Raw genomic sequence first — 26,003 nt, forward strand, 5'->3', positions numbered from 1 at the left:
AGGAGAAGAGCGACACCATGGCTGAAATGTTCTACGACGACGACGCGGACCTGTCGATCATCCAGGGGCGCAAGGTCGCCGTCATCGGATACGGCAGCCAGGGCCACGCCCACGCCCTCAACCTGCGCGACAGCGGGGTCGACGTCCGCGTCGGTCTCGCCGAGGGCAGCAAGAGCCGCGCGAAGGCCGAGGCCGAGGGCCTGACCGTGAGGACCGTGGCCGAGGCCACCGCGGAGGCCGACCTCGTCGTCATCCTCACGCCCGACCAGGTGCAGCGCACGGTCTACGCCGACCACATCAAGCCCAACCTCAAGGACGGCGCCGCGTTGCTCTTCGGGCACGGCTTCAACATCCGCTTCGACTACATCCGGCCCGAGGCCGGGTCCGACGTCCTCATGGTCGCCCCCAAGGGGCCCGGACACCTCGTGCGCCGCGAGTACGTCGACGGTCGTGGAGTGCCGGTGCTGCTCGCCGTCGAGCAGGACCCGTCGGGCACCGCCTGGGACCTCGCGAAGTCCTACGCCAAGGCCATCGGCGGACTGCGCGCCGGCGGGATCAGGACGACGTTCACCGAGGAGTGCGAGACCGACCTCTTCGGTGAGCAGGCGGTCCTCTGTGGCGGCGCCAGCCAGCTCGTGCAGTACGGCTTCGAGACGCTCACCGAGGCCGGCTACCAGCCCGAGATCGCCTACTTCGAGGTCCTCCACGAGCTCAAGCTCATCGTCGACCTCATGGTCGAGGGCGGCATCGCCAAGCAGCGCTGGTCGGTCTCGGACACGGCCGAGTACGGCGACTACGTCTCGGGCCCCCGCGTCATCGACCCGTCGGTCAAGGAGAACATGCAGGCCGTCCTCGCCGACATCAAGAACGGCGCGTTCGCCAAGCGCTTCATCGACGACCAGGACGCCGGTGGGCCCGAGTTCACGGCCCTGCGCGAGAAGGGTGCCCAGCACCCGATCGAGGCCACGGGCAAGGAGCTGCGCAAGCTCATGGCCTGGGTCAAGACCGACACCGACAGCGACTACGTCGAGGGCTCCGCCGCGCGCTGAGCACCGCCCCGCGCACGGCACGACGAACGCTCCCCACGATGTCCTTCGTGGGGAGCGTTTCGTCGTGCGAGGCACGAGCGAGCGAGTGGCGCCGGCCCCCGCTCACGCCGGGTGGGCGTGACCGTGTCGACGGGCGGAGCCGGCGGCCACCAGACCTCCGACGACGGCCATCCCGCCGAGCGCTCCGAGGGCGACCTGGAGGTACTCGACCGCGTCGTCGTCAACGGTGGGGCTGTCGGACCCGACCGGCTGACCGCGTCGGAGACGGGGGTGGACGGCTCCGGGCTCGGGTACTGCAGGATCGAGCCGTCGGGACGAGTGTCCCTGGCCCCGAGGAGCTGACCCTGGTCCTGCCGGGCGTGGGCCGGACCGACGGTGATGATCGCAGCGAGGACCGTGGTGCCCAGGGCTCCAGCGCTGCGCCGTGACGTGGTGGTGAGGTGCATGAGGCGTGTCCTTTCGTGGGGAACGGGCGATCCGGCCGGCTGCCGGACCGGGTGCCGTGGCAGGTGAACGGGTCGGGTCACGCCGGGTGGGCGTGCCCGTGCCGGCGGCCGGAGGTGGCGGCCACGAGACCTCCGACGACCGCCATCCCGCCCAGGGCGCCCAGGGCGACCTGGAGGTACTCGACGGCGTTGTCGTCGAGCGCGACGGTGGTCGGGCGGGGGTCCGTCGGGGCGGCATCTCCCGTGGTCCCCGCGTTCTCGTTCTCCCACACCCTGAGCTCGGCCGGTGTGATGGCGCCGTCGTCGAGCAGGTTCGGCTCGGCGTGGGCGGGAACGACGGTGATGAGCCCGGCGAGGGCGACGGTGGCGAGGGCTGCTGCGGCTCGGCCGACAATGGTGCTGGTGCTGGTGCGCATGGTGCGTCCCTTCCTGGGTGACCGGTGAGCCGGTCCTGGGCCTGCCCGTCGGGTGGCTTGCGGACCATCGGAGCGGGTGCTGATACCGGACGGGCATCGGGTGTCGGACGCCACTCGAGAGCCGATATCGGCTGGGTATCGGGTCCGTTGACAGGTGCCCTCGTGAAGCGGACATTGAGGCGCATGGGCATCGCCGTGCTCGGACCGCTCCTCGTGGACGACCACGCGGTCCTCTCCCCGCGAGACCAGGTCGTCCTCGAGGCACTGGTGGCCACCGGGGGGACGGCGTTGAGCGCGGGGAGCCTCGCCGAGGCACTCTGGGGCGAGAGCCCACCGGCGTCGTGGCGCAAGCTCATCCCCAGCAGCATCCTGCGGATCCGCAAGGTGCTCGGCAGCGCAGCGATCGAGACGACGTCCCACGGCTACCGGCTCGCCGCGCACGGAGACACGGTCGATGCGGTGCGGTTCGTCCACCTCGTCGAGAGGGGCCACCAGCTCCTGACCGCCGGTGACCCCGATCGCGCCCGCCACGTACTGCGGGAGGCCCTGGGTCTGTGGAGGGGGCGGGCGCTCGCCGAGGTCCTCGACTGGGAACCGGGCCGCTTCGAGGCGGAGCGGCTCGACGAGGTGCGGCGGGAGGCGGAGGAGGCGGTGCTCGACGCCAGCCTCCGAGCCGGTCGGCACGCCGAGACCGTCGCCGAGGCGCGCAGCAGGGTCGCCCAGGAACCGCTCCGGGAACGGCGCTGGGCCCTGCTCGCCCTCGCCCAGTACCTCGCCGGCGACCAGGCCGACGCCCTGGAGACGTTGCGCCAGGCGAGGCGACGCCTGGCCGACGAGCTCGGCCTCGATCCCGGCGCCGAGATCGCGCGGCTCGAGGACGCGATCCTGCGCCAGGACGCCTCGCTCGTGGCCGCGGTGGCCCTGCCCGAACCAGCCCCCGAGTGTCCCTACCCGGGGCTGCGCGCGTTCGACGTCGACGACGGCGAGGTCTTCTTCGGCCGTAGGGCCGAGCTCGACCAGTGCCTGTCCCGGCTGACCGAGCAGGGAGTGCTCGTCGTCGCCGGCCCGTCGGGCAGCGGGAAGTCCTCGCTGGTGCGCGCAGGTGTCGTCGCGTCGTTGCGGAGCACCCACCAGAGGGTGGAGGTGCTCGGGCCGGGTCCCGACACGCTCGTCGGGCTCCGCGACCTCGTCGGCGCGCGGTGGCGGGGCGCCGTCGTCGTCGACCAGCTGGAGGAGGTGCTCGCTGCCTGTGGACCCGGCGAGCGGGACGACCTCGACGACGCCCTCCTCCGGCACACGGAGAGGGGGCCGCTCATCATGACCCTGCGGGCGGACCACCTCGCCGACGTGGCCGGGCACCCTGGAATGTCGCGGATCGTCGAACGCGGTCTCTACCTCCTGGGGCCCATGACGGCGGACTCGCTGCGAGCGGCCATCGAGGGGCCGGCGAGGGAGGCAGCGCTCATCCTCGAGCCGGGTCTCGTCGACGTGCTGCTCGGCGAGGTTCTCGACGCCCCGGGTGCGCTGCCCCTCATGGCTCACGCCCTCGAGCAGACGTGGCAGCGACGTGAGGGGCGAACCCTCACGATCGCGGGCTACCGCGACTCGGGTGGCATCGACGGGGCCGTCGCCCAGACGGCTGAGGGCGTGTTCGACGGACTCGGCGACGACGACCGCACGGTGCTGCGAGACCTCCTGCGCCGGCTCGTGTCCGTGACCCCGGACGGGGACCCCGTCCGGGTCTGGGTGCCGGTGCGGCGGCTGCCCGAGGACGGGAGTCGGGGTCTCGTCGAGCTGCTGGTGCGGGCTCGGCTGCTCGCGGTCGACGACGACGCCGTGGCGGTCGCCCACGAGTCCCTCGCCCGAGCGTGGCCCCGTCTCCGGGCCTGGCTCGAGGAGGACGTGGAGGGCCGGCACGTCCTGCGCCACCTCAGCGCCGCCGCGGACAGCTGGGACGGGCTCGGGCGACCGCAGAGCGAGCTGTACCGCGGGGTCCGCCTCAGGAGGACCCTGGAGTGGCGTGCTCGAGGGCCCGAGGCCCTCACGCCGACGGAGCAGGCGTTCCTCGACGCCTCGCGGGAGGCTGAACGCGTCGCGAGGCACCGCGAGGCGATGGAGGAGGCCCACCGCCGCCGTCGCGACCGCACGACCCGGGCGCTCGTCGCCGGCATCGTCACGCTGGTCCTCGTCGCGGCGACGGCCGGGGGAGTCGCGGTGCTGCAGCGCAACCGCGCCGGTGATGCCGCCGTCGCCCGGTGGGCCACGACCGCGGCGGCCGCCGCTCACGAGTCGAGCGACCCGACGACCGCCCTCCTGGCCGGGGTGGAGGCCGTTCGCCTCCGGGACGGTGCGGACACCCGCGGCGCCCTCCTCCGCGCCCTCACCCGGTGGCCGGGACTGCTGCGGTCGCGCGTCGTGCCTGCCACCCACGCCATCGCGGTGGGGGTGGACGGGCACGTCATCGTCGGAGGGGAGCGCGTCAGCGTCCTCGACCCCAGCTCGCTCGCGGAGGTGGCGAGCGTCGAGGGCGCGGCGCACAGCCTGCAGCCCCTCGTCGACGGGCGGCGCCTGCTCACCGGCACCGAGAGCGGGACGGTGTCGATCGTCGACCTCGGCACCGGAGAGCGCGTCACGCTCCTCGCCGAGCAGGGCACCCCCGTCTGGGGTGCCCAGACGAGCGTCGTCGGGGGCGTCGTCGCGGTTGCCCTGTACCGCCAGGACGGGGGAACGAGTGAGGTCGCCATGTGGCGGGGGACCACGCGTCTGCCGTCCCTTCCCCGACGACCCCTCCACGACTTCGCGCTCAGCCCGAAGGGCGACCGGGTCTACTCGCGGGTCACCTCACCGGAGGCGATCGTGGTCCACGACGTCGCGACCGGGCGCCAGCTCGCGTCCCGAACGTTGGCGGAGATGGGGATCGACCTTCCGCGGAAGGCCGATGAGGCCGATTCCCTGGCCGTCAGCCCGGACGGCGGCGTGCTGGCGCTGGGGGGCGACGAGGTGACGCTGCTCGACGCCGGGAGGTTGAGCGTGCGGAATCGACTCCGCAACCCGTCCGAGGGGATCGTCGGCCTGGCCTTCTCTCCCGACGGGAGGGTCGTCGCCAGCGGGTCCGCCGATCGCACCGTGACGCTGTGGGATGTCACAGGGGTGCGCCGCGAGCGGATCGAGGGGCTGTCCGAGGGGGTGAGCGACCTCGCCTTCAGCCGCGACGGTCGCACGCTCCACGTGCTCACCGCCGACCACCGGCTGAGCGCGTGGGACCTCTCGGGCGAGCGCCAGCTCATCCATAACCTCCGCCCCGGTCTGCCCGTGGGCAGCATCGAGGGTGAGCTCGTCGTGCCCGCGCCGGACGGCGAGGTGGTCGCGTACATGTCGTCCACGGCCGGGGCGGACGATCGAGCGGAGAGGATCGACTTCCTCGACGTGACCACGGGTCGGCTCCTCGAGCCGGTGCTCGGCACGTACCAGAACTGGGGCGTCTGGCGGCCGCCGGATGCGGAGCGGCTCGCGGTCCCGGGTGACCGCACCATCCGGGTCTGGGACTGGCGACGTCGTGCGGTCGTCGTCGAGAAGGAGGTGGGAGAGGGGCCGATCGAGGCGCTCGCGTACACCCCGGACGGCGCTCGCCTCGTCGTCGGGGAGCGGTCGGGCCACGTCTTCCAGGTGGACGCCTCCACCCTGGATCGCGTCGGCGCCCGGGTCACGATCGAAGGCGACCTGCACGAGGTGATCTGGGCAGGCGAGGATCGGGCGCTCGCGGTGCTGGGCCGGGGCTCCGCGATCGTGCTGTCCCTCGTGGACCTGCGCGCCGGGACCACGGTCCAGACCAGGACCGTGGGCGTCGACGTGACCCATGCCGACGTCTCCCCCGACGGTCGGCTCCTCGCGGTGGGCGGGGCAGAAGGCGAGGTCGGTCTGGTCGACCTCGACACGGGCGCCTGGTCGAAGGAGCCGGTGCGTGAGCACCAGGGAGCCATCCTTCGGGTCGACTTCTCCTCCGACGGCGACCTGCTCGTCAGCAGCGGTGGGGACGGCCGGGTCCGCCTGTGGCACGGACGGACGGGGGAGGCCAGGGAGGGGACGACCATCGGGCGCGTGGGGATCCCGTCGTCGGCCGTCTTCGAACCGGACGGCCACACCGTGGTGCTGGCGGCGGGGGACGGCACGGTGCGTCGGTGGGACACGCGAGTGTCGAGCTGGCAGCGCCTGGCCTGCGAGAAGGCCGGCCGCAGCCTGACCCCGGACGAGTGGGCCCTGATCTTCGGTGGGCAGGTGCCCTACCACGCCACCTGCTCCCGGCCGAGGGTCAGCCGCTCGAGGACCCATCGACGAGGTCGGACACCATGACCGGGGTGCTGAGCACCCGGTCGCCACGCTGGCAGGTGACCTTGACCGTCATACCCGGTCGTCGGCGTGACAACGGGAACGATGCGTGCCGCTGGAGGTCCAGCCACGTGACCCGCATCGAGTCGACGGCGATGTCGCACCCCCTGCGCGTCGCAGTCCGCGCGCTCGTAGGTCGCGCCCTCGGTCGTCACCGCCGCGAACCGGCTCATCCGCTGCCGCACACCGTCGGCGTCCTCGACGCGCGATCCCCGGCGCGAGCACGTGGTCGTCGTTCATGGCGGTGAGTGCATCCGGCGGGGGAGCGGGCGGGGCTGCGCCGCCAGCCAGTCCTCGAACGAGCGCCCCCCGGTCTCGGCTCCCGGTCCCGGGAGGTTGCGACCCTGCGAGAAGCCGCGCATGACCTCGCCGACCGGCGGGATGCGCACGACCCGCGGTGGGGTCCGCCCGTCGTGGGCCGCCACCAGCGCCGAGATCTCGCGGGCGCCGTATGCCGTCGGCCCGGCGAGCTCGGGCGCCCGCACGAAGCCGCTCGGGGCGGTGCCCGTGGCGTGGTCGGCGAGCCGCTCCGCCACCCAGTCGATGTCGACGGGCTGGCTGCGCATGTCGCCCAACGAGAAGCTCGTCGACCCGAGCCGGAGGGCGGAGCCCAGCAGGGCGGCGAGGGGGTGGAACTGGGTGGCCCGCACGATCGTCGTCGGGACTCCGGACCGCTCGAGCGCCGTCTCGGAGTCGACCTTGGCCCGGTAGTAGGGGTACGGGACGCGGTCGCACCCGACGATCGAGATCGACACCACGTGGGCGGGCGAGCCGAGGTGACGCAGCGACGCACCGATCCGCGCGGCCCCGGCGACGTCGACGGTCTGCGGCCTCGTCGGCGAGCTGGCCGCGTGGACGACCGCGTCGGCCCCGGCGAGCGCCGCGTCGAGGCCCTCGCCGGTCGACAGGTCGACCCCGGTGCGACGGCTGGCGGCGACCGCGTCGTGGCCTCGTCCGCTCAGCACCCTGACCACGCGGGCCCCCAGGTCGCCGGATCCACCGGTCACGACGATGCGCATGCCAGCAGTGTCCCAGCGCCGATCCGAGGCGTCGAGCACCGCCGGGCTCGCCTATCCTCAGGTGTGACCGACACGATGGCGAGCTGGCCGGCGGGCCTGCTCTGGGTCGGTCTCTTCGCCCTGGGTGTCGTGCGCGGACTCGGCTACTACGCGATCGGTCGGGTCGCGACCTCGCGTGCCGCACCGGACGGACGCGTCGCTGCGGCGCAGGAGCGCGTGCGCCGGTTCGGGGCCCGCTCGGTGCTCGTCACCTACCCGGTCTACGGGCTCGCCGGCGCCACCCAGGTCGCCAACGGCGCCGCCCGGATAGGCCCGGCGCGCTTCCTCGCGGTCCTCACGCCGGTGTCCGCCTGCTGGGCCGCGCTGCAGACCGTCGTGGGCGTCGCCGTGTGGCAGGCCCTCCTCGGCGGCTGATCACAGGCAGGGTCCGCATGCCGGGCCGGACCATCCACATTCTGGGCACCGGCCGTAGACTCGCCTGCGCACAACGCCGTGCAATTCGCCCATCCGCGTCCCGCCGAAGGAATCGCACGTGACCAGACCCGTCGTCCTCATCGCCGAAGAACTCTCGCCCGCCACGATCGACGCCCTCGGACCGGACTTCGAGGTCCGCACCGTCGACGGCGCCGACCGTTCCCTGCTCCTGCCGGCGCTCGCCGACGTCGACGCGGTGCTCATCCGCTCGGCGACCAAGATGGACGCCGAGGCCATCGCCGCAGCGAAGAACCTCAAGGTCATCGCGCGCGCCGGGGTGGGCCTCGACAACGTCGACGTCCCCGCCGCCACCCAGGCCGGCGTCATGGTCGTCAACGCCCCGACCTCCAACATCACCAGCGCGGCCGAGCTCGCCGTCGGCCTGCTCCTCGCCACCGCCCGCAACATCGCCCCGGCCAACCAGGCCCTCAAGGGCGGCGCGTGGAAGCGCAGCAAGTACGGCGGCGTCGAGCTCCTCGACAAGAAGGTCGGCGTCGTCGGCTTCGGCCGGATCGGCCAGCTCGTCGCCGAGCGGCTCAAGGGTTTCGGCGTCGAGATCCTCGCCTACGACCCCTATGTCTCGGCACAGCGCGCCGGCCAGCTCGGTGCGCGCCTCGTGAGCCTCGACGAGCTGCTGGCCGAGTCGGACTTCATCACCGTCCACCTGCCCAAGTCGCCCGAGACCCTCGGTCTCATCGGCACCGAGGCGCTGTCCAAGGTCAAGCCGACCGTGCGCATCATCAACGCGGCCCGCGGCGGCATCGTCGACGAGGACGCCCTCGCGCAGGCCCTGCGTGACGGCCGGGTCGCCGGCGCCGGCATCGACGTCTTCGCGACCGAGCCGACGACCGAGAGCCCCCTGTTCGAGCACGAGTCGGTCGTCGTCACGCCGCACCTCGGCGCCTCCACGGACGAGGCGCAGGAGAAGGCCGGTGTCGCCGTCGCGAAGTCGGTCCGGCTCGCGCTCAGCGGCGACCTCGTCCCGGACGCCGTCAACGTCTCCGGTGGCGCCGTCGCCGAGGAGGTCCGCCCCGGCATCGACCTCGTCGAGAAGCTCGGTCGCATCTTCACCGGTGTCGCCGGCTCGGTCCCGGTGCAGCTCGACGTCGACGTCCGCGGCGAGATCACCGCGCACGACGTGTCGATCTGGGAGCTCGCCGCCCTCAAGGGCATCTTCACCGACGTCACGTCAGACCCGGTGACCTACGTCAACGCGCCGCTGCTCGCCAAGGAGCGCGGCTGCGAGGTGCGCCTGCTCACCGACGCCGTCTCGGAGGACTTCCGCAACGTCACGACGCTGCGCGGGACGCTCGCCGACGGGACGACCGTCTCCGTCGCCGGGACGCTCACCGGACCGAAGCTGGTCCAGAAGCTCATCGGCGTCAACGGCTTCGACATCGAGGTCCCGATCAGCGACCACATGGCCTTCTTCTCGTACAAGGACCGCCCGGGTGTCGTCGGCGTCATCGGGCGGCTCCTGGGTGAGGCCGACGTCAACATCGGCGGCATGCAGGTGGCCCGCGACGACGCCGCCGGGCTCGCCCTGGTCGCCCTCACCGTCGACAACGAGATCCCGTCCGCCGTCGTGCACGCGATTGCGTCCGAGGTCGACGCGGACGTCCGCGTGGTCGACCTCGTGCAGTGAGCGGCCCTGTGTCACAAGGTCACTGACCGACGGACAGTATGCCGTGTGCCCACCGGCCAGGGCCGGGCCGCGTGGTGCGTGTCGCGCGTCGGTTTCGGGTGGCTCGCCGTCCGTGATACTCGTTGTTCCTCAGACAGACACGTCCCAGGAGGATTTGTGAACCGTACGGATCTCAAGAACAAGGTCGCCGAGAGCGCCGGCGTCAGCGCGGCCGAGGCCGACCGCGCCATCGACGCCGTGCTCGGTGCCATCACCGACGCGCTCGTCGCCGGTGACAAGGTTTCGCTGCCGGGCTTCGGCATCTTCGAGACGCGCGAGCGCGCTGCTCGCACGGGCCGCAACCCGCAGACGGGTGAGTCGCTCGACATCGCGGCCAGCACGTCGGCCGCGTTCAAGCCGGGCGCGGAGCTCAAGCGCAAGCTCGCCAAGAGCTGACCCAGCAGTCCCGTCACGGATGCCGCGCGACCACCTCGGTGGGAGCGCGGCATCCGTGCGTCCGGAGGGCGCGCAATGAGACCGCGTCTCACGCTGTGGTCACTGTCTTCCGGATAGTAGGACGTCCTCATAACCTCGACACATGCAGCGGCAGGTACGTCTCATCGCCAGCCGCGGCGAGGTCCGGTAGTCAGCTCCCTCGTCGCGGAGACCCCGTGACGTCCGCTGACCGGTTCGCCCTCACCCCCGGGCTCGAGCCGACCGACCCGCCCCCCACGAGATGTCGAAGGACTGAGTTTCATGAGCGAAGAAGCCCAGCAGGCCCGCCGGGCCCTGCAGGAGTCGATGGACCTGCGCGACCAGGACCACACGGACGCGTGACCCACGGCTGACCTCGGTCAGCCCGTGAACAGGCCCCCGGACCCTCGGTCGGGGGCCTGTCGCATGCCCGCATGGTGAGCACCCGATCCCGAATGTCGAGATGCCTTCCTAGAGTGGGCCCATGAGCGATCACAGCGCAGCGGACATCGACCTCGCCGTCATCGCCGGGGACGGCATCGGGCCCGAGGTGGTCGCCGAGGGCCTCAAGGTCCTCGAGGCGGTGACCGCCGGGAGCGGCACGAAGGTGAGCTCGACGGCATACGACCTCGGCGCGACGCGCTGGAACGCGACCGGCGAGACGCTGCCCCACAGCGTCCTCGACGAGCTCCGCGGCCACGACGCCATCCTGCTCGGCGCCATCGGTGACCCGAGCGTCCCGAGCGGTGTCCTCGAGCGCGGCATCCTCCTGCCGCTGCGCTTCGCTCTCGACCACTTCGTCAACCTCCGTCCCGCGAAGCTCTACCCGGGCGTCGAGAGCCCGCTCGCGATCGAGCGGGTCGCCCCGGACGGAATCGACTTCGTCGTCGTGCGTGAGGGCACGGAGGGCCCCTACGTCGGCAACGGCGGCTCGCTGCGCGCCGGCACCCCCCACGAGATCGCCACCGAGGTGAGCGTCAACACCCGCTTCGGCGTCGAGCGCGTCGTGCGTGAGGCCTTCGCCCGGGCCCAGGCGCGCCCTCGTCGTCACCTCACGCTCGTGCACAAGCACAACGTCCTCACCCACGCCGGCCACCTGTGGCGGCGCACGGTCGACGAGGTCGGGGCCGAGTTCCCCGACGTCGAGACGGCCTACCAGCACGTCGACGCGGCCACGATCTTCCTCGTGACCGACCCCGGCCGGTTCGACGTCATCGTCACCGACAACCTCTTCGGCGACATCATCACCGACATCGCGGCCGCCATCGCCGGCGGCATCGGCCTCGCCGCGAGCGGCAACATCAACCCGACGGGGGAGTCGCCGAGCATGTTCGAGCCGGTCCACGGCTCGGCCCCGGACATCGCCGGGCAGGGCGTCGCCGACCCGACGGCGACGATCCTCTCCGTCGCGATGCTCCTGGAGCACCTCGGTCGCACCGACGAGGCGGCCCGGGTCGAGGCGGCGGTCGCCGCCGACCTCGCGCAGCGGGGCAGCGCCGCCCGCACGACGAGCGCCATCGGTGACGCCGTCGCCGCGCGCCTGTCATAGGCTCGGAGCCGGCCGCACCGAAGCCCCCTTGCGTGGAAGGACCCGCTGATGACCGACCTCTCGTTCACGACCCTGCGCCGTGAGGACCCGGTGTCCGACGAGCGTCGCGCCGAGATCCACGCCAACCCCGGGTTCGGCGTCCACTTCACCGACCACATGGTCACGGCGACGTGGACCAAGGACGGCGGGTGGCAGGACGGGAAGGTCGTGCCCTACGGGCCGATCCAGCTCATGCCGAGCGCGGCCGTCCTGCACTACGCGCAGGAGATCTTCGAGGGCATGAAGGCCTACCGCCACGCCGACGGCTCGGTGTGGACGTTCCGCCCCGAGGCCAACGCGGCGCGCATGGCCCGCAGCGCCCGCCGGCTGGCCCTGCCCGAGCTGTCCGAGGCCGACTTCATCGGTTCGCTCAAGGCCCTGCTCGAGGTCGACGAGGCGTGGGTGCCCCCGGCCGACGGCAGCGAGGCCAGCCTCTACCTCCGCCCGTTCATGTACGCCTCGGAGGCGTTCCTCGGGGTGCGCCCGGCCAACGTCGTCACCTACTCCGTCATCGCCTCGCCCGCCGGTCCCTACTTCCCCGGTGGCCTCAAGCCGGTGACGCTCTGGATCTCGCAGGACTACGCGCGGGCCGGGGCGGGTGGGACCGGCGCCGCCAAGTGTGGTGGCAACTACGCCTCGTCGCTCGCCGGGCAGCTCGAGGGCATCGAGCACGGCTGTGACCAGGCGGTCTTCCTCGACTCGGGCACCCATCAGCTCATCGAGGAGCTCGGTGGCATGAACCTCTTCTTTCTCACCAAGGACGGTGAGCTCGTCACCCCGGAGCTGTCCGGCTCGATCCTCGAGGGCATCACGCGCAGCTCCATCCTCGAGCTCGCCAAGGACCTCGACCTCACGCCCGTCGAGCGCAAAGTGCCGATCCAGGAGTGGAAGGACGGGGTGGTCTCCGGCGACATCGTCGAGATCTTCGCGTGCGGCACGGCCGCCGTCGTGACGCCGGTCGGCGAGCTGCGCTGGGAGGGGGGCACGGCCCCGGCGGTCGGTGGACCCGAGGGTGGCGCAGTCACCCGGGCGATCCGCGCTCGCCTCCTCGACATCCAGTACGGCCGCGCCGAGGACACCCGCGGCTGGATGACCCGCTTGGTCTGACCGCCGCTCGATGGGTGCGGCTCGGGAGGATGAGGCGCGGCGCAGAAGGTGGGTGCCACCGCGTCGGCGTCAAAAGGTTCATGAACAGACCATTGACGTCGGCGTGCGCTGTGGTGTTCTCTGTGCACCATTGATGTTTCGGGATCACCGGGTCCGGAAACAGACCTTTGATGGGGAGTGCGCATGGCGACTCAGCGGGAACAGGACGACCTGACGACCGGGCACCAGAGCGACGAGGACATGCTGGCCGCGCTCGGCTACAAGCAGGAGCTCACCCGCTCCATGAGCGGCTTCAGCAACTTCGCCGTCTCCTTCTCGATCATCTCGATCCTCGCCGGCTGCATCACGAGCTATCTCATCGCGATGAACGCCGGCGGACCGATGGCGATCTCCATCGGCTGGCCCCTCGTCGGGGTGTTCGTCGTCTGCGTCGCCCTCGCGATGGGGGAGATCTGCTCGGTGTACCCGACCGCCGGCGGTCTCTACTTCTGGGCAGGTCGTCTCGCCCGGACGAACAAGCGGGTCTGGGCCTGGTACGTCGGGTGGTTCAACTTCCTCGGCGAGGTGGCCGTGACGACCGCGGTCGACTACGGCGCAGCCGTGACCTGGATGGCCTTCCTCAGCCTGGTGTTCGGGTTCGAGGTGAGCGCGACGACGACGTTCATCGCCTTCGTCATCATCCTGCTCCTGCACGGGCTGCTCAACGCCTTCGGCGTCAACCTCGTCCGACTGCTCTCGAGCGTCTCGGCGTGGTGGCACCTCGCCGGCGCGGCGATCATCGTCCTCCTGCTGGCCTTCGTCCCCGACCAGCACCAGAGCGCGGAGTGGGTCTTCACCGAGTTCAAGAACGAGACCGGCTGGCAGAGCGGCATCTACGTCTTCCTCATCGGACTGCTCATGGCGCAGTACACCTTCACCGGGTTCGACGCCTCCGCCCACGTCGCGGAGGAGACCAAGAACGCCTCGGTCGCCGCGCCGCGGGGCATCGTGAACTCGGTCGTCGTCTCGCTCGTCGCCGGGTGGATCCTCCTCCTGGCGGTGACCTTCGCGGTCCAGGGTGAGGACGGCTGGACCGCGGCGAAGGACTCCGACATCGGCCTGCCGCCGGCACAGATCTTCATCGACGCGACCGGGGAGACCCTGGGCCTGTTCATGCTGTTCATCGCAGCCGTCGCCCAGTTCTTCTGCGGCATGGCGTGCGTGACCTCGTCCTCGCGCATGTCCTTCGCCTTCTCCCGTGACAACGCGCTGCCCGGCTCGCGCCTGTGGGCCAAGGTCAACCCGCGGACCGGCACCCCGACCAACTCGATCTGGCTCGTCACCGTGGCCTCGATCGTCCTCGCCAGCCCGGCTCTCGTCTCCACCACGGCCTACCTCGCCGTCACGTCGATCGCGGTCATCGGGCTCTACATCGCCTACGTCACGCCGGTCTTCCTCCGCCGGATGAACCCGGACTTCCAACCGGGACGGTGGAACCTCGGCCGGTGGAGCGCCCCCATCGGCTGGATCGCCGTGGCGTGGGTGGTGTTCATCGTCGTGCTCTTCATGCTGCCGCCGGCCTCGCCGATCACGGTCGACACCTTCAACTACGCGCCGATCGCGGTGCTCATCGTCATCGGCTTCGCCACGGCGTCCTGGTTCCTGGCGGGTCGGAAGCACTTCATGGTCGACGTGCCCGAGGGCCACGACACGATCCCGCCCGCCGAGATCTTCCGATGAGGTATGCCGTGAGGTCGGCTTCGTGACGGAGTCGCCCCTGGGCGCGGGACGGCTTCCCGAGGCCGTCCTGCGCCCGGCGACGGCGAACGTCTTCGAGACGACGGTCGAGCAGCTGGCGACGGCGATCCGGCTCGGCGTCTTCGAACACGGGCAGCATCTGCCGCCCGAGCGCGAGCTCGCCGAGCGCCTCGGCGTCTCGCGCAGCTCGCTGCGCGACGCGATCGCGGCTCTGCGCACCAGTGGGCTCGTCACCACCCGGCGAGGACGTGGTGGCGGCACGCTCGTCACCTACGTCGCCCCCGTGCCGGGCTCGGCGCGGCCGCCGGTCCGTCGCGGGGTGGCACTGGCTGACGCCCTCGACTTCCGCCGGGTCGTCGAGCCGGGCGCGGCGTGGCTCGCGGCCCGGCAGGACCTCTCCGGGGACCAGCGGTCGTGGCTGGTCGCGTCGGCGGCCGCCGTGCGGGACGCCCCGGACCCCGCCTCGCACCGCATGGCGGACAGCCGCTTCCACCTCGCCGTCGCCACGCTGTCGGGATCGCCGATGCTCATCGAGTCGGTCACCCGGGCCCAGGCGGCCCTCGGTGAGATGCTCGGCGCGATCCCCGTGCTCGAGCGCAACATCAGCCACTCGTGCGACCAGCACGACGCGGTGGTCGGTGCGATCCTGCGGGGGGACGCCGACCGCGCGCGGGCGGCCATGGAGGAGCACTGCGACGCCACCTCCGCCCTGCTCAGGGGACTGCTCGGATGAGCCCGATCGAAGGAGAGAACACATGAGCGGATCGATCCACGCCAGTGGACCCCGGCAGTTCACGCTCGACGACCTGAGGGCGGGCTCGTCCACCGGTGAGATCGACACGGTCGTCGTCGCCTTCACCGACATGCAGGGCCGGCTCACCGGCAAGCGGTTGCACGCGGCCTACTTCCTCGACCACGTCCTCGACGGTGCGGTGGAGGGGTGCAACTACCTCCTCGCCGTCGACGTCGACATGAACACCGTCGACGGCTACGCCATGTCCTCGTGGGAGAAGGGCTACGGCGACTTCGAGTTCGTCCTCGACCTCGACACCCTGCGGCGCACGCCCGGCCAGCCGCACTCCGTGACGATCCAGTGCGACCTCGCCTGGCTCGACGGCTCCGGACCCGTGCGCCAGTCGCCGCGCGACATCCTCAAGGCCCAGGTCGCGCGCGCCACCGAGCTCGGCTGGCAGGCGATCGCCGGCACCGAGCTGGAGTTCATCGTCTTCGACGACAGCTACGCGTCGGCGTGGGACCGGCGCTACGTCGGGCTCACCGGCGCCAACCGCTACAACGTCGACTACTCGATCACGGGCGGGACGGAGGTCGAGCCGGTCCTGCGCGAGATCCGCAACGAGCTGTATGCCGCAGGCGTCACCGTCGAGGGTGCGAAGGGGGAGTGCAACCTCGGGCAGCACGAGATCGGCTTCCTCTACGACGAGGTCGTCCGCACCTGCGACAACCACGTCATCTACAAGACGGCGGCCAAGGAGATCGCGGCCAGGCACGGCAAGTCGCTGACCTTCATGGCGAAGTACGACGAGCGCGAGGGCAACTCGTGCCACATCCACCTGTCGCTGCGGGGCCTCGACGGAGAGGTGGTCTTCGCCGACGACGAGCGCGAGGGCGGGCAGGGCGTGCTGCACGACCAGTTCCTCGCCGGCGTGCTCGCGACGATGCGCGACTTCGCCTACTTCTACGCCCCGAACATCAACTCCTACAAGCGTTTCGCGCCCGGCTCGTTCGCGCCGACCGCCATTGCCTGGGGTCGTGACAACCGCACCTGCGCCCTGCGCGTCGTCGGTCACGGCGCCGGGCTGCGGATGGAGAACCGCGTCCCCGGCGGTGACGTCAACCCGTACCTCGCCGTGGCCGCCATGCTCGCCGGAGGCCTCTACGGGATCGAGCACGAGCTCGAGCTCGAGCCGGCGTTCGAGGGCAACGCCTACGTGTCCGACGTCCCCACGGTGCCGAGGACCCTGCGGGAGGCGCGGACGTTGCTGGCAGAGTCGAGGATCGCACGCGAGGTGTTCGGGGACGACGTCGTCGACCACTACGTCAACGCGGCCGACGTCGAGCTCACGGCCTTCGACGCCGCGGTGACCGACTGGGAACGCATCCGAGGCTTCGAAAGGCTCTGACATGACAACCCATGACGTGATCAACCCGGCGACCGAGGAGACGGTCCGCACGATCGACCTCGTCGGTGTCGAGGAGACCGACGAGGCAGTCGCCCGGGCCGTCGAGGTCGGGCCGCAGTGGCGCGCCATGGCACCCGCCGACCGCGGGCGGCTGCTGCGCCGGTTCAGCGACGTCGTCGACGACCACCTCGAGGAGCTCGCCCGGCTCGAGGTGCAGAACGCCGGCCACACGATCGGCAACGCCCGGTGGGAGGCCGGCAACGTCCGTGACGTGCTCGCCTACTACTCCGCGGCGCCGGAGCGGCTGCTGGGACAGCAGATCCCGGTCGCGGGCGGCATCAACGTCACCTTCAAGGAGCCCCTCGGTGTCGTCTCCGTCATCGTCCCGTGGAACTTCCCCATGCCCATCGCCGGATGGGGGTTCGCCCCGGCCCTGGCAGCCGGCAACACGGTCGTCCTCAAGCCGGCCGAACTGACGCCGCTGACCGCCATGCGCCTGGCCGAGCTCGCCCTCGACGCGGGCGTGCCGGAAGGGGTCTTCACCGTGCTGCCGGGCAAGGGCTCGGTGGTGGGGGAGCGCTTCGTCACCCACCCCGACGTGCGCAAGGTCTGCTTCACCGGGTCGACCGCCGTGGGCCAGGGCATCATGCGAGGCGCCGCCGACCAGCTCAAGCGGGTCACCCTCGAGCTCGGTGGCAAGTCGGCCAACATCGTCTTCGCCGACGCCGACCTCGAGGCCGCCGCCGCGGCCGCCCCGATGTCGTTCCTCGACAACGCCGGCCAGGACTGCTGCGCGCGGACGCGGATCCTCGTGCAGCGTGAGGTCTTCAACGACTTCATGGGCCGCTTCGAGTCGGCGATGCGTGACGTGCGGGTCGGCGACCCGGGGGACGACGCCACCCAGATGGGCCCGCTCGTCAGCGACCGCCAGCGTGAGACGGTGCGGGGCTTCGTCGAGGGAAGTGAAGAGCCCGTCGACGTCGCCTTCCGGGGGACGGCTCCCGAGGGGGCCGGCTGGTGGTACCCGCCCACGGTCGTCCTCCCGCGCTCGACGAGCGACCGGGTGTGGCAGGACGAGGTCTTCGGCCCGGTCGTGGGGGTCATGCCCTTCGACGACGAGGCCGACGCGATCGCGAAGGCGAACGACACGGCATACGGTCTGTCGGGGTCGATCTGGACCCGCGACGTCGGCCGCGCGATCCGCGTCTCGCGCGGCGTCGAGGCGGGCAACCTGTCGGTCAACAGCCACAGCAGTGTCCGCTACTCGACGCCCTTCGGGGGGTTCAAGTCCAGCGGCATCGGACGCGAGCTCGGACCGGACGCGCTCGACGCGTTCACCGAGGTCAAGAACGTCTTCATCAGCACCGAACCGTGAAAGGTCAGCACATGGGAGATCGACTCGCAGGCAGGGTGGCCGTCGTCACGGGCGGGTGCTCCGGCATCGGGCTGGCCACGGTGCGGCGGTTCGCGCAGGAGGGAGCCACGGTCGTCATCGGCGACCTCGACGACGCGCAGGGGCCGGGCATCGCCGAGGAGGTGGGCGGCGCGTACGTCCGCTGCGACGTCACCGACAAGCAACAGGTGGACGCCCTCTTCGCCACCGCGAACGAGCGGTTCGGCAGCGTCGACATCGCGTTCAACAACGCCGGCATCAGCCCACCCGAGGACGACTCGATCCTCGACACCGACCTCGACGCGTGGCGCCGGGTGCAGGAGGTCAACCTCACCTCGGTCTACCTGTGCTGCAAGGCGGCCCTGCCCTACATGCTCGAGCAGGGGAGGGGCTCGATCATCAACACGGCGTCGTTCGTCGCGGTGATGGGTGCGGCCACTTCGCAGATCTCCTACAGCGCATCCAAGGGTGGCGTGCTGTCGATGTCGCGAGAGCTCGGCGTGCAGTTCGCGCGTCAGGGGGTGCGCGTCAACGCGCTCTGCCCCGGGCCGGTCAACACCCCGCTGCTGCAGGAGCTCTTCGCCAAGGACGAGGAGCGGGCCGCGCGGCGGCTCGTCCACGTGCCGATGGGCCGCTTCGCCGAGCCGGAGGAGATCGCGAACGCCGTCCTCTTCCTCGCCTCCGACGAGTCGAGCTTCATCACGGCCAACACCTTCCTCGTCGACGGCGGGATCAGCAGCGCCTACGTCACGCCGCTCTGAGCCATGGCCGACCGACCCGTCATCGGCGTCACCGCCTACGTCGAGCCCGTGTCCCGGGGGGACTGGAGCGGCCAGCACAGTGCCGTGGTGCCGCACGACTACGTCGCCGCGATCGAGCGCGCCGGAGGGATCGCCGTCGTGCTGCCGCCCCGGCAGGACGCCGACGACGCGCTCGTGCGTGAGCTGCTCGCGCGCCTCGACGCCGTCGTCATCGCCGGCGGGGCCGACGTCGAACCCTCCCGGTATGCCGCCCTCCCGCACCCGAGCGTCCAGGACCCCCGCCCCGACCGCGACGAGTTCGAGCTCGCCGTGGCCCGGGTGACTGCGGAGCTGGGGACGCCGGTATTGGGGATCTGCCGGGGGATGCAGGTGATGGCGGTGGCCGCCGGGGGCAGCCTCGAACAGCACCTCCCCGACCGGGTCGGCCACACCGCGCACAGCCCGACGCTGGGCGTCTATGCCTCGCACCACGTGACGGTCGTCGAGGGCACCCGTCTCGCGGACGTCCTCGGCGCCGACGAGCTGGACGTGCCGACCTACCACCACCAGGCCGTTGCCGAGCACCCCGGCTACGTCGCGAGTGCGTGGCACGAGGACGGGACGGTGGAGGCCATGGAGGACCCGAGCCATCCGTTCCGGCTCGCCGTCCAGTGGCACCCCGAGGCCGGGACGGACGGGCGGCTCTTCGACGCGCTGGTGGGCGCTGCGGCCGCGAGCCGGGGGGTTGGGCGACACTGACGTGGTGAGACTTCCCCGACTGACCATCGCCGCTGGCGGCCTCGGGCTGGCCGCGTGGGTGGTCAGGGCGGGACGACCCGTGCCGGACGCCATCGGCGGCAGGGCGACGGGTGCGCGCGCGGCGCGCATGCAGGCCTCGCCCGAGTGGTCGGACGGCCGCTTCCACAACCAGCAGCTCCGCTTCGAGCCGTCGTCGCGCACGCTGTCCGGCAGCGTCAAGGAGCTCATCGCGGGGCGCCAGGAGCGACATCCCGTCGGGGACGTCCCCCTCGTGCGCGGGCCGTTGGCGGTGCAGGACGCCGGCACCCACGTCACGTGGCTCGGTCACTCGACGGTCCTCGTCCAGGTCGACGGGTCCGTGCTGCTGCTCGACCCGGTCTGGAGCGACCGGTGCTCACCCTCGCAGCACGTGGGGCCCCGCCGCCTCCACCCCGTGCCGGTGGCGCTCGGTGACCTCCCGCCGGTCGATGTCGTGGTCATCTCGCACGACCACTACGACCACCTCGACATGGACTCGGTCAGGGAGCTCGCCTCGATCCGACGAGAGACCCGGTTCGTCGTCCCCCTCGGCGTCGGCGCCCACCTCGAGAAGTGGGGCGTGGCGGCCGACCGCATCGACGAGCTCGACTGGCACGAGGAGACGAGCGTCGTCGGCGTGCGTCTCGTCGCCACCCCGGCGCAGCACTTCTCCGGGCGTGGGCTCTCCCGCGACGGCACCCTCTGGTCCTCGTGGGTCATCGAGGGCGAGTCGGGCAGGGTCTTCTACTCCGGTGACACCGGCTACTTCGTGGGGTTCGCCGAGATCGGCGAGCGCTACGGGCCGTTCGACGTCTCGCTCGTGCAGGTCGGCGCCTACGACGACGGCTGGCCCACCATCCACATGACCCCCGAGCACGGGGTCGAGGCGCACCTGGACGTGCGGGCCGGCGTCATGGTCCCGGTCCACTGGGGGACCTTCAACCTCGCGTTCCACGCGTGGAGCGAGCCCGTCGAACGGGTCATCGTCGAGGCCGAGCGCCGGGGCGCCACGGTCGTCGTGCCGAGGCCCGGCGAGCGTGTCGACGTCGCCGCACTGCCCGAGGGCCACACCTACTGGTGGCGCTCGGTCACGTGACCGACGGCTGCCGCGGGCGCCACCGGCGCCACCGGCGCCACCGGCGCCTCCGCGGGACGGCCGGTGTCGCGCACGAGGTAGACCCACGGGAAGGCGCGGGAGCCGACGACCCACCCGTCCTTCTCGTGGCGCGCGAGGGACCCGCTCCACACGATGCGCTTGTGCTCCCACTGGGTGGGGGTTCGGACCATCCGGTGGCGCAACATCCCCACGCCGACCGTGTGCCAGCCCAGTCGGCCGGCCAGCTGCAGCTCCGGCATCTCGTCGAAGGCGGTGACCGGTCCGAGCCACCGCTCCTCGTCGGCGAGGACACCCTCGTCGGCGCGGCCGCCGAACCGCTGCTGCACGGCTTGGCGGCTCATGCCGAGGGCGGCGCCGACGGCGGCCCAGCTGTGCCCGTCCGCACGGGCGGCGCCCACGGCCTGCTGCAGGAGGTCCTTGACCGCGGACTCCGCGGCCGCGGAGTGACGGACGAGCTCCAGCGAGTCCGCCGACGGAGCGGTCGAGAGGATGGCCGTGCCGATGGCGTCGACGACGCGCAGCCGGCTCTCGCGTGCGCCGGCTCCCGAGCCGGCGCCGGGCTCAGCGGCCATCACGGCTCGGCAGCCAGGCGTCGTCGCCGAGCTCGTCCGAGGTCCCCCTGCGGAACGTCGCGGACCCGAGCAGGTAGGCGCCGAGGACCATGAGGGCGACGCAGGCGCCCTGGAAGAGACCCTGGTCGAAGCCGTCCCGCCCCCGGGAGAGGAGGAAGCAGGCGAACCCGAGACCCACGCAGAGCGCCCCACTCGTCAGTGAGGTGGTCCGGCGGGGGCGGATGTCCGGTCGACGCTCTGGGGTCCGAGGCATGCGTCAACCATAGGTTGACGCATGCCTCGCGTCAACCACCCGTTGACGTGTGGCGTGTGGGGTCACCGACATCGTCCACAGGACCGGGCGGGAACGACCTCCGTCCACAGCCTGACGAGCGCCCGTGACCTGTCGGTGCGGTCGCGGTGCATGCTGGGCGCTCGACGGATGACGGACGGAGGACGCGAATGCGAGACGACGGCGGTGCCGCGTGGCAGCGGCAGGGACGTGGCACCGGTGAGGCCACCGTCGAGGACCTCATCGGCCGAGGGCTCCTCGCGCTGGGTGGTCGGCGCAGCCACACGTTCGACGACGTCACCGTGGACCTGGCCCAGCGATGTGCCTCGTCGGACGGGGCCCGACGAGTCGTCACCGCGCTCGTCGCCGGCCTGCGGGCGGCCACGGACGGCGCGTGGCAGCGGGGCTGGCAGCCGTCCGACGTCCACCGGATGGCGGTGCGTCGGCTCTCGACCGCGGAACAGGCGTTCGTCGTCGACGCGATGACCGACGAGCTGGACCGGCACGCTCGGGCCACGGTCGACCCGAGCTGGTGGGGCCAGCTCCACGCACTCGACGGCACCGTCTGGTGGCCCCGATCCGAGACCTGGCTCGACGCGCACCGGCAGCGCGGGGTCGACTGGCTGACTCTGGTCGCGCAGTCGCTGACGGTGATGAACCTGCTCCAGTCGCTCCCCGGCATCGAGAGGCTCACCTGCCTGCCGGGCGAGTTCCGGCCCACGGCGGCGGATGCGGCGGCCTCGGCGACATCGGGGCGGCCGGCGGACGTGGACTCGAGGATCCTCGAGCGGGTGCGCATGCTGCTCGCCAAGGCCGAGTCGACGACCTTCGCGGCCGAGGCCGAGACGTTCACGGCGGGCGCCCAGGCGCTCATGGCGCGGCACAGCATCGACGCGGCGCTGCTCACCGCCGAACGGGGCGGGGCCTCGCTCGAGGGCGGACCGCGCGGACGGCGGATCGGCATCGACACCCCGTACGACGGCCCCAAGGCCTCCCTGCTCACCGCCGTGGCGTCCGCCAACAACTGCCGCATGGTGTGGACGCGCGAGCTCGGCTTCGGCACCGTGGTCGGCTTCGAAGCCGACCTCGAGTCCGTCGAGCTGCTCTTCACGTCACTGCTCGTCCAGGCGAACTCGGCGATGCTGGCCGAGGGCTCGCGAGCGGACCACCGGGGGCGCAGCAGGACCAGGGCCTTCAGGTCGTCCTTCCTCACGGCATTCGCCTACCGGATCGGTGAAAGGCTCCGGCAGGTCACGAGGGAGGCGATGGATGCGGCGGCGCCGGCGGCCACCTCCCGCGGTCAGGCGCTCGTCCCCCTCATGGCGGCGCGCACCGAGAGGGTCGAGCAGACGGTCGATGAGTGGTTCCCCTCCCTGACCCGGCGGAGGACCCAGTCCGTGCGGGACGCCGAGGGTTGGCACGTCGGTCGCGCCGCCGCCGACCGGGCGCGGCTCGACGGCCCGTCCGACCGGTCGCGGGTGGGCCGCGGACGCAGCTGAGGGCCTGCGCCCGTCAGTGGTTCCCCACCCTGCTCCTCCGGCTGGGAAGGAAGTGGAAGATCGTCCAGTAGAGGACACCGATCATCACGCCACCGCCGACGATGTTGCCCAGGGTCACGGGGAGCAGGTTGTCGATGTAGAAGGCGCTCCACGTCAGGTCGGCGTAGGCGGACTGTTCGAGGCCGCTCATGGCCCAGAAGTCCGACCCGGCGTTGTCCTTGATGAGGATGCCCAGGGGGATCATGAACATGTTGGCGACCGAGTGCTCGAAGCCCGTGGCGACGAACAGCGCGATCGGCATGGTGACCGCGATGAGCTTGTCGGTCGTGGTCCGACCGGAGTAGGCGGCCCAGACCGCGAGGCACACCATGAGGTTGCACAGGACGCCGAGCACGAATGCCTCGAAGAACGTGTGGTGCACCTTGTGGAGCGAGGTGTTGAGGACCACGGCACCCCAGGCGCCGTCGGCGTTCTCCCAGGTCCTGCCGAGGTAGATCAACGCGACGATGGTGAGCGCGCCGAGGAAGTTGGCGAGGTACACCACGACCCAGTTGTTCACGAGCTGGCGCCACGTGATGCGGCCGCTCGCGCGAGCCGTGAGGGTCAGCGTCGAGCTCGTGAAGAGCTCGGCCCCGGTGAGCACGACGAGGGCGAGACCGGTGGAGAAGACCAGGCCACCCAGCACCTTGGCCACGCCGTAGGGCATGTCGCCGGCACCGACCTGGCTGGTGGCGAAGAAGACGAAGCCGAGGGCGATGTACCCACCGGCGGTCAGTCCCAGCAGGAACGACCTGAGCAGGCCGCCGGTGGCCTTGCCGAAGGCAGCGTCCTCCGCTGCCTTCGCCATCTGGTCGGGGGTGAGGATCGACGTCGAGTCCGACATGGGGTGACCCTTCGGTGGTGATGGTCAGATGCGGGCGTCCATGTCCTGGTATCCGGAGTCCTCCCGGGTGCCACCCATGCCGTCGCCGACGTCGCGGTAGTCCTTGATCCACGTGACGGACCTGACCCACTTGACCATCTTGTAGCCGTGCATGGACTCCGTGCGCAGCCGCAGGGGCGCGCCGTACATGTCCGGGAGGTCCTCGTCGTTCATGCCCCAGGCCAGGATGGTCTCGTCCTCGAAGGCCATCTCCTTGGTGAGACAGGTGTAGTACGCCTCGACGGGCCGCCCGTCGTGCATGCGCTGCGCGGTGCCGAACGACTCGACCATGACGTAGTTCGCGCCGTCGAGGGCGTCGACCTGCGCGAGGACGTCGCGCAGCCGGACACCGGACCACTTGGCGATCCCGGTCCAGCCCTGCATGCACGTGTGCAGAGTGATCTGGTCCTGCGCCTGGATCTCCCTGAGCTCGGCCAGGGAGAACGACTTCTCCTCCTCGACGAGCCCCCCACCCGAAGGCGGAAGTCGGCGAAGTCGTCCGCCTCGAGCGCCAGCCACTCGGGCGACTGCGCCTGGTCCGGGGGACGCGTGTTGACCCAGTGGAACGGTGAGATGTCGTCCTCGGTGAAGACCTGCTTCGCCCGTTGCGTGGACGTCATCGGGTTGAGCACCCACTTCTTGATCGGCATCTGCAGGCGGTACAGCACCCGCTGGGACTTACGGACGTCCACGAGGGAGAGGTACGAGGCCGCGACCCACAGGGCGACGACGACACCGACCCCGACGACGGTCCGCGTGACGGCCTGCGCGACGAGGGCGGGGTCGTACTCGACGCCCATCATCATGTGGACGAGGTTGTGCTCGGGGTGCACGAGGAAGACGAGGGCGACGTGCATGACGACGAAGCCGACGAACATCGCCATGCCGATGAAGTGGATCGACCGGGCTGCCTGTCGCCCGCCGAAGAGCTTGGCGTACCACGGGTACCGGCCGACGACTGCCGGGGACATCACCGGACCGGTGACGATCATCAGCGGAGCGACGACGAAGACGATGAACGTGTAGCCGAGCATCTGCAGCGCGTCATAGGGCTGGAAGTGCTCGATCGACGGCACGCCGAAGCCGGCATAGATCTTCATCGACTCCCACGCCTCGGGGATGACGTCCCACGACGTGGGGACGATGCGGCGCCACTGGCCCGTGGCGAACAGCAGCACCACGTAGATGAGGCCGTTGACCACCCACGCCATCGTGACGAGCCCGTGCCAGGCCCGGCCGATCCCGATCTTCCCCCGGCCGGGAAGCGAGAGCAGCGGATGGAGTTGGCGCTGGTCGTCCCGAGCGGTGAAGGCCCCCACCTCGAGCGGCACCTTGTCCTTGGTGAACTTCAGCCACTCATTGCCCGGGTGACAGTTGTTGTTCCAGTACAGCCTCGGGTGCGACGCCAGGATCTCGAACCCCGAACGGAGCAACAGCCCGATGAAGAGGAAGTTGAGGAAATGGGTGACCTGCAGCCACCACGGAAAGGCCGTGTCCACGGCGTGCTCCCCGAGTTGTCGGGGCTCTTGAGTGGTTCGCCTGGCGAACCGAGCCCACGTGGGGCCGAACCTAGCCCGTGGGGATGCGAGAGCAGGGAAGCGTCGGTCGGTGGGCGATCCGGACGGAAACGCGCCTGACCGACAGCGGGGGCACCGTGGTCAGCGCCGCTGCCCGGCGCGCACCATCTCGACCGTGCGCGCGATGCGGTCCGCACGTGTCTCGTCGCGCTTGGCCTCCACGACCCAGCGGACGTACTCCTTGCGGTGCGTGTAGGCCAGGCTCGCAAAGGTGGCGTCGGCGACCGGGTCGGCCGCGAGCGCGGCGGCGAGGTCGTCGGGGACCTCGACGGTGCGGGGACCGCTCTCGGTGGCGATGTCCACGGTCACCTCGTCGCCGATCTCGATCCCCGCCTCGGCCCGGGCCGCCTTGCTGAAGCCGATGAGCGACTCGCCACCCATGCGGGCCAGGCGCAGCGGCAGCGACCGGCCGCTGATGGTCACGACGACGGGAAACGTCCTGGCGCCGTCACCCAGGGCGGCCACCTGCTCGTCGCTGAGGACGATCGCGCCGGCCGGCCCGCGTGGCTCGAGCACCGTGGTGAGGTGCAGCGTCTCTCCCATGCCACCGAGCGTAGGGCGGCCGGCGAGCGGGCGGCAGGGGTTCGTCCAGGCCGTCCGGACTGCGAACGCCCGCGATGTGGACAGTGGTTCCCGTATGCCGGTCACGCGTGCGACGCTCTCCCTCGTGACAC

Annotated in this window: 23 protein-coding genes and 1 pseudogene; 16 read left to right on the forward strand and 8 right to left on the reverse strand. The window is 71.3% G+C overall.

Annotation, left to right across the window (positions count from 1 at the left end; translation table 11 throughout):
- Positions 1 to 17: 17 nt before the first annotated feature.
- Complete coding sequence (gene ilvC / locus N801_RS02545) at positions 18 to 1,049, forward strand: ketol-acid reductoisomerase (protein ID WP_035932506.1); 1,032 nt, start codon at positions 18 to 20, stop codon at positions 1,047 to 1,049.
- Positions 1,050 to 1,166: 117 nt separating this feature from the next.
- Positions 1,167 to 1,391: a hypothetical protein gene (locus tag N801_RS02550; protein ID WP_156996422.1), complete on the forward strand. Its 225-nt coding sequence runs from the start codon at positions 1,167 to 1,169 to the stop codon at positions 1,389 to 1,391.
- A 181-nt stretch (positions 1,392 to 1,572) separates the two neighbouring features.
- Here the strand turns inward: N801_RS02550 and N801_RS02555 are convergent, their stop codons facing one another.
- Complete coding sequence (locus tag N801_RS02555) at positions 1,573 to 1,911, reverse strand: hypothetical protein (protein WP_035932509.1); 339 nt, start codon at positions 1,909 to 1,911, stop codon at positions 1,573 to 1,575.
- 183 nt (positions 1,912 to 2,094) lie between these two features.
- Here N801_RS02555 and N801_RS02560 point away from each other — a divergent pair, with 183 nt between their 5' ends.
- Entirely contained in the window at positions 2,095 to 6,261 is a 4,167-nt protein-coding gene (locus N801_RS02560; RefSeq protein WP_035932511.1) for an nSTAND1 domain-containing NTPase, read from the forward strand.
- 272 nt (positions 6,262 to 6,533) lie between these two features.
- On the opposite strand, the gene N801_RS02565 is transcribed toward N801_RS02560, so the two are convergent.
- Entirely contained in the window at positions 6,534 to 7,316 is a 783-nt protein-coding gene (locus N801_RS02565) for an SDR family oxidoreductase (protein ID WP_035932620.1), read from the reverse strand.
- Positions 7,317 to 7,379: 63 nt separating this feature from the next.
- Between N801_RS02565 and N801_RS02570 the strand changes: the two genes are divergently transcribed.
- The 12 genes from N801_RS02570 (at position 7,380) to N801_RS02630 (ending at position 20,467) form a co-directional block, all read left to right on the forward strand.
- Positions 7,380 to 7,730, forward strand: coding sequence for a hypothetical protein (locus N801_RS02570; protein ID WP_035932513.1), 351 nt, complete (start codon positions 7,380 to 7,382; stop codon positions 7,728 to 7,730).
- 118 nt (positions 7,731 to 7,848) lie between these two features.
- Complete coding sequence (gene serA, locus N801_RS02575; protein ID WP_035932514.1) at positions 7,849 to 9,435, forward strand: phosphoglycerate dehydrogenase; 1,587 nt, start codon at positions 7,849 to 7,851, stop codon at positions 9,433 to 9,435.
- A 78-nt stretch (positions 9,436 to 9,513) separates the two neighbouring features.
- The gene (locus N801_RS02580) at positions 9,514 to 9,870 is read left to right on the forward strand and encodes an HU family DNA-binding protein (protein ID WP_169744199.1); all 357 of its coding nucleotides are present in this window, start codon (positions 9,514 to 9,516) and stop codon (positions 9,868 to 9,870) included.
- Between the two features lie 502 nt (positions 9,871 to 10,372).
- Positions 10,373 to 11,437 (forward strand): 3-isopropylmalate dehydrogenase, encoded by a 1,065-nt coding sequence (locus tag N801_RS02590; RefSeq protein ID WP_035932517.1) that lies wholly within the window; start codon positions 10,373 to 10,375, stop codon positions 11,435 to 11,437.
- Positions 11,438 to 11,485: 48 nt separating this feature from the next.
- Positions 11,486 to 12,583 carry a branched-chain amino acid aminotransferase gene (locus tag N801_RS02595; RefSeq protein ID WP_035932520.1) on the forward strand — a complete coding sequence of 366 codons (1,098 nt, stop codon included), beginning with the start codon at positions 11,486 to 11,488 and terminating at the stop codon, positions 12,581 to 12,583.
- 183 nt (positions 12,584 to 12,766) lie between these two features.
- Positions 12,767 to 14,302, forward strand: coding sequence for an amino acid permease (locus tag N801_RS02600; RefSeq protein ID WP_052112525.1), 1,536 nt, complete (start codon positions 12,767 to 12,769; stop codon positions 14,300 to 14,302).
- Between the two features lie 22 nt (positions 14,303 to 14,324).
- Complete coding sequence (locus tag N801_RS02605; RefSeq protein WP_035932522.1) at positions 14,325 to 15,053, forward strand: FadR/GntR family transcriptional regulator; 729 nt, start codon at positions 14,325 to 14,327, stop codon at positions 15,051 to 15,053.
- A 22-nt stretch (positions 15,054 to 15,075) separates the two neighbouring features.
- Positions 15,076 to 16,461, forward strand: coding sequence for a glutamine synthetase family protein (locus N801_RS02610; protein ID WP_052112526.1), 1,386 nt, complete (start codon positions 15,076 to 15,078; stop codon positions 16,459 to 16,461).
- Between the two features lies 1 nt (position 16,462).
- Positions 16,463 to 17,836 (forward strand): aldehyde dehydrogenase family protein, encoded by a 1,374-nt coding sequence (locus N801_RS02615; protein WP_035932523.1) that lies wholly within the window; start codon positions 16,463 to 16,465, stop codon positions 17,834 to 17,836.
- A gap of 11 nt (positions 17,837 to 17,847) precedes the next feature.
- Complete coding sequence (locus N801_RS02620) at positions 17,848 to 18,615, forward strand: 3-oxoacyl-ACP reductase (protein WP_035932525.1); 768 nt, start codon at positions 17,848 to 17,850, stop codon at positions 18,613 to 18,615.
- A 3-nt stretch (positions 18,616 to 18,618) separates the two neighbouring features.
- Positions 18,619 to 19,353, forward strand: coding sequence for a gamma-glutamyl-gamma-aminobutyrate hydrolase family protein (locus N801_RS02625; protein ID WP_035932526.1), 735 nt, complete (start codon positions 18,619 to 18,621; stop codon positions 19,351 to 19,353).
- A 4-nt stretch (positions 19,354 to 19,357) separates the two neighbouring features.
- Positions 19,358 to 20,467: an MBL fold metallo-hydrolase gene (locus N801_RS02630; protein WP_245618175.1), complete on the forward strand. Its 1,110-nt coding sequence runs from the start codon at positions 19,358 to 19,360 to the stop codon at positions 20,465 to 20,467.
- Here N801_RS02630 and N801_RS02635 read toward each other — a convergent pair.
- The gene (locus N801_RS02635; protein WP_211254658.1) at positions 20,443 to 21,060 is read right to left on the reverse strand and encodes a hypothetical protein; all 618 of its coding nucleotides are present in this window, start codon (positions 21,058 to 21,060) and stop codon (positions 20,443 to 20,445) included. The genes N801_RS02630 and N801_RS02635 overlap by 25 nt on opposite strands.
- Positions 21,050 to 21,313 carry a hypothetical protein gene (locus tag N801_RS02640; RefSeq protein ID WP_156996424.1) on the reverse strand — a complete coding sequence of 88 codons (264 nt, stop codon included), beginning with the start codon at positions 21,311 to 21,313 and terminating at the stop codon, positions 21,050 to 21,052. Before N801_RS02640 ends, N801_RS02635 begins: the two co-directional genes overlap by 11 nt.
- A gap of 188 nt (positions 21,314 to 21,501) precedes the next feature.
- On the opposite strand from N801_RS02640, the gene N801_RS02645 reads away from it, so the two are divergent.
- Positions 21,502 to 22,830, forward strand: coding sequence for a DUF2786 domain-containing protein (locus N801_RS02645; RefSeq protein ID WP_052112528.1), 1,329 nt, complete (start codon positions 21,502 to 21,504; stop codon positions 22,828 to 22,830).
- Between the two features lie 13 nt (positions 22,831 to 22,843).
- Here the strand turns inward: N801_RS02645 and focA are convergent, their stop codons facing one another.
- The 4 genes and pseudogenes from focA to N801_RS02660 form a co-directional block, all read right to left on the reverse strand.
- The gene (gene focA, locus N801_RS02650; protein ID WP_035932530.1) at positions 22,844 to 23,713 is read right to left on the reverse strand and encodes a formate transporter FocA; all 870 of its coding nucleotides are present in this window, start codon (positions 23,711 to 23,713) and stop codon (positions 22,844 to 22,846) included.
- Positions 23,714 to 23,737: 24 nt separating this feature from the next.
- A complete protein-coding gene (locus N801_RS21465) occupies positions 23,738 to 24,388 on the reverse strand; it encodes a molybdopterin-dependent oxidoreductase (protein ID WP_342666889.1) in 651 nt (216 codons plus the stop codon).
- A gap of 224 nt (positions 24,389 to 24,612) precedes the next feature.
- Positions 24,613 to 25,251 (reverse strand): annotated as a pseudogene (locus tag N801_RS21470) (cytochrome b/b6 domain-containing protein); the annotation flags it as partial.
- Between the two features lie 159 nt (positions 25,252 to 25,410).
- Positions 25,411 to 25,872, reverse strand: a complete 462-nt coding sequence (locus N801_RS02660; RefSeq protein WP_035932533.1) for a YdeI/OmpD-associated family protein — start codon at positions 25,870 to 25,872, stop codon at positions 25,411 to 25,413.
- Positions 25,873 to 26,003: the final 131 nt, after the last annotated feature.

The organism is Knoellia aerolata DSM 18566 (assembly GCF_000768695.1).
Lineage (GTDB): Bacteria > Actinomycetota > Actinomycetes > Actinomycetales > Dermatophilaceae > Knoellia > Knoellia aerolata.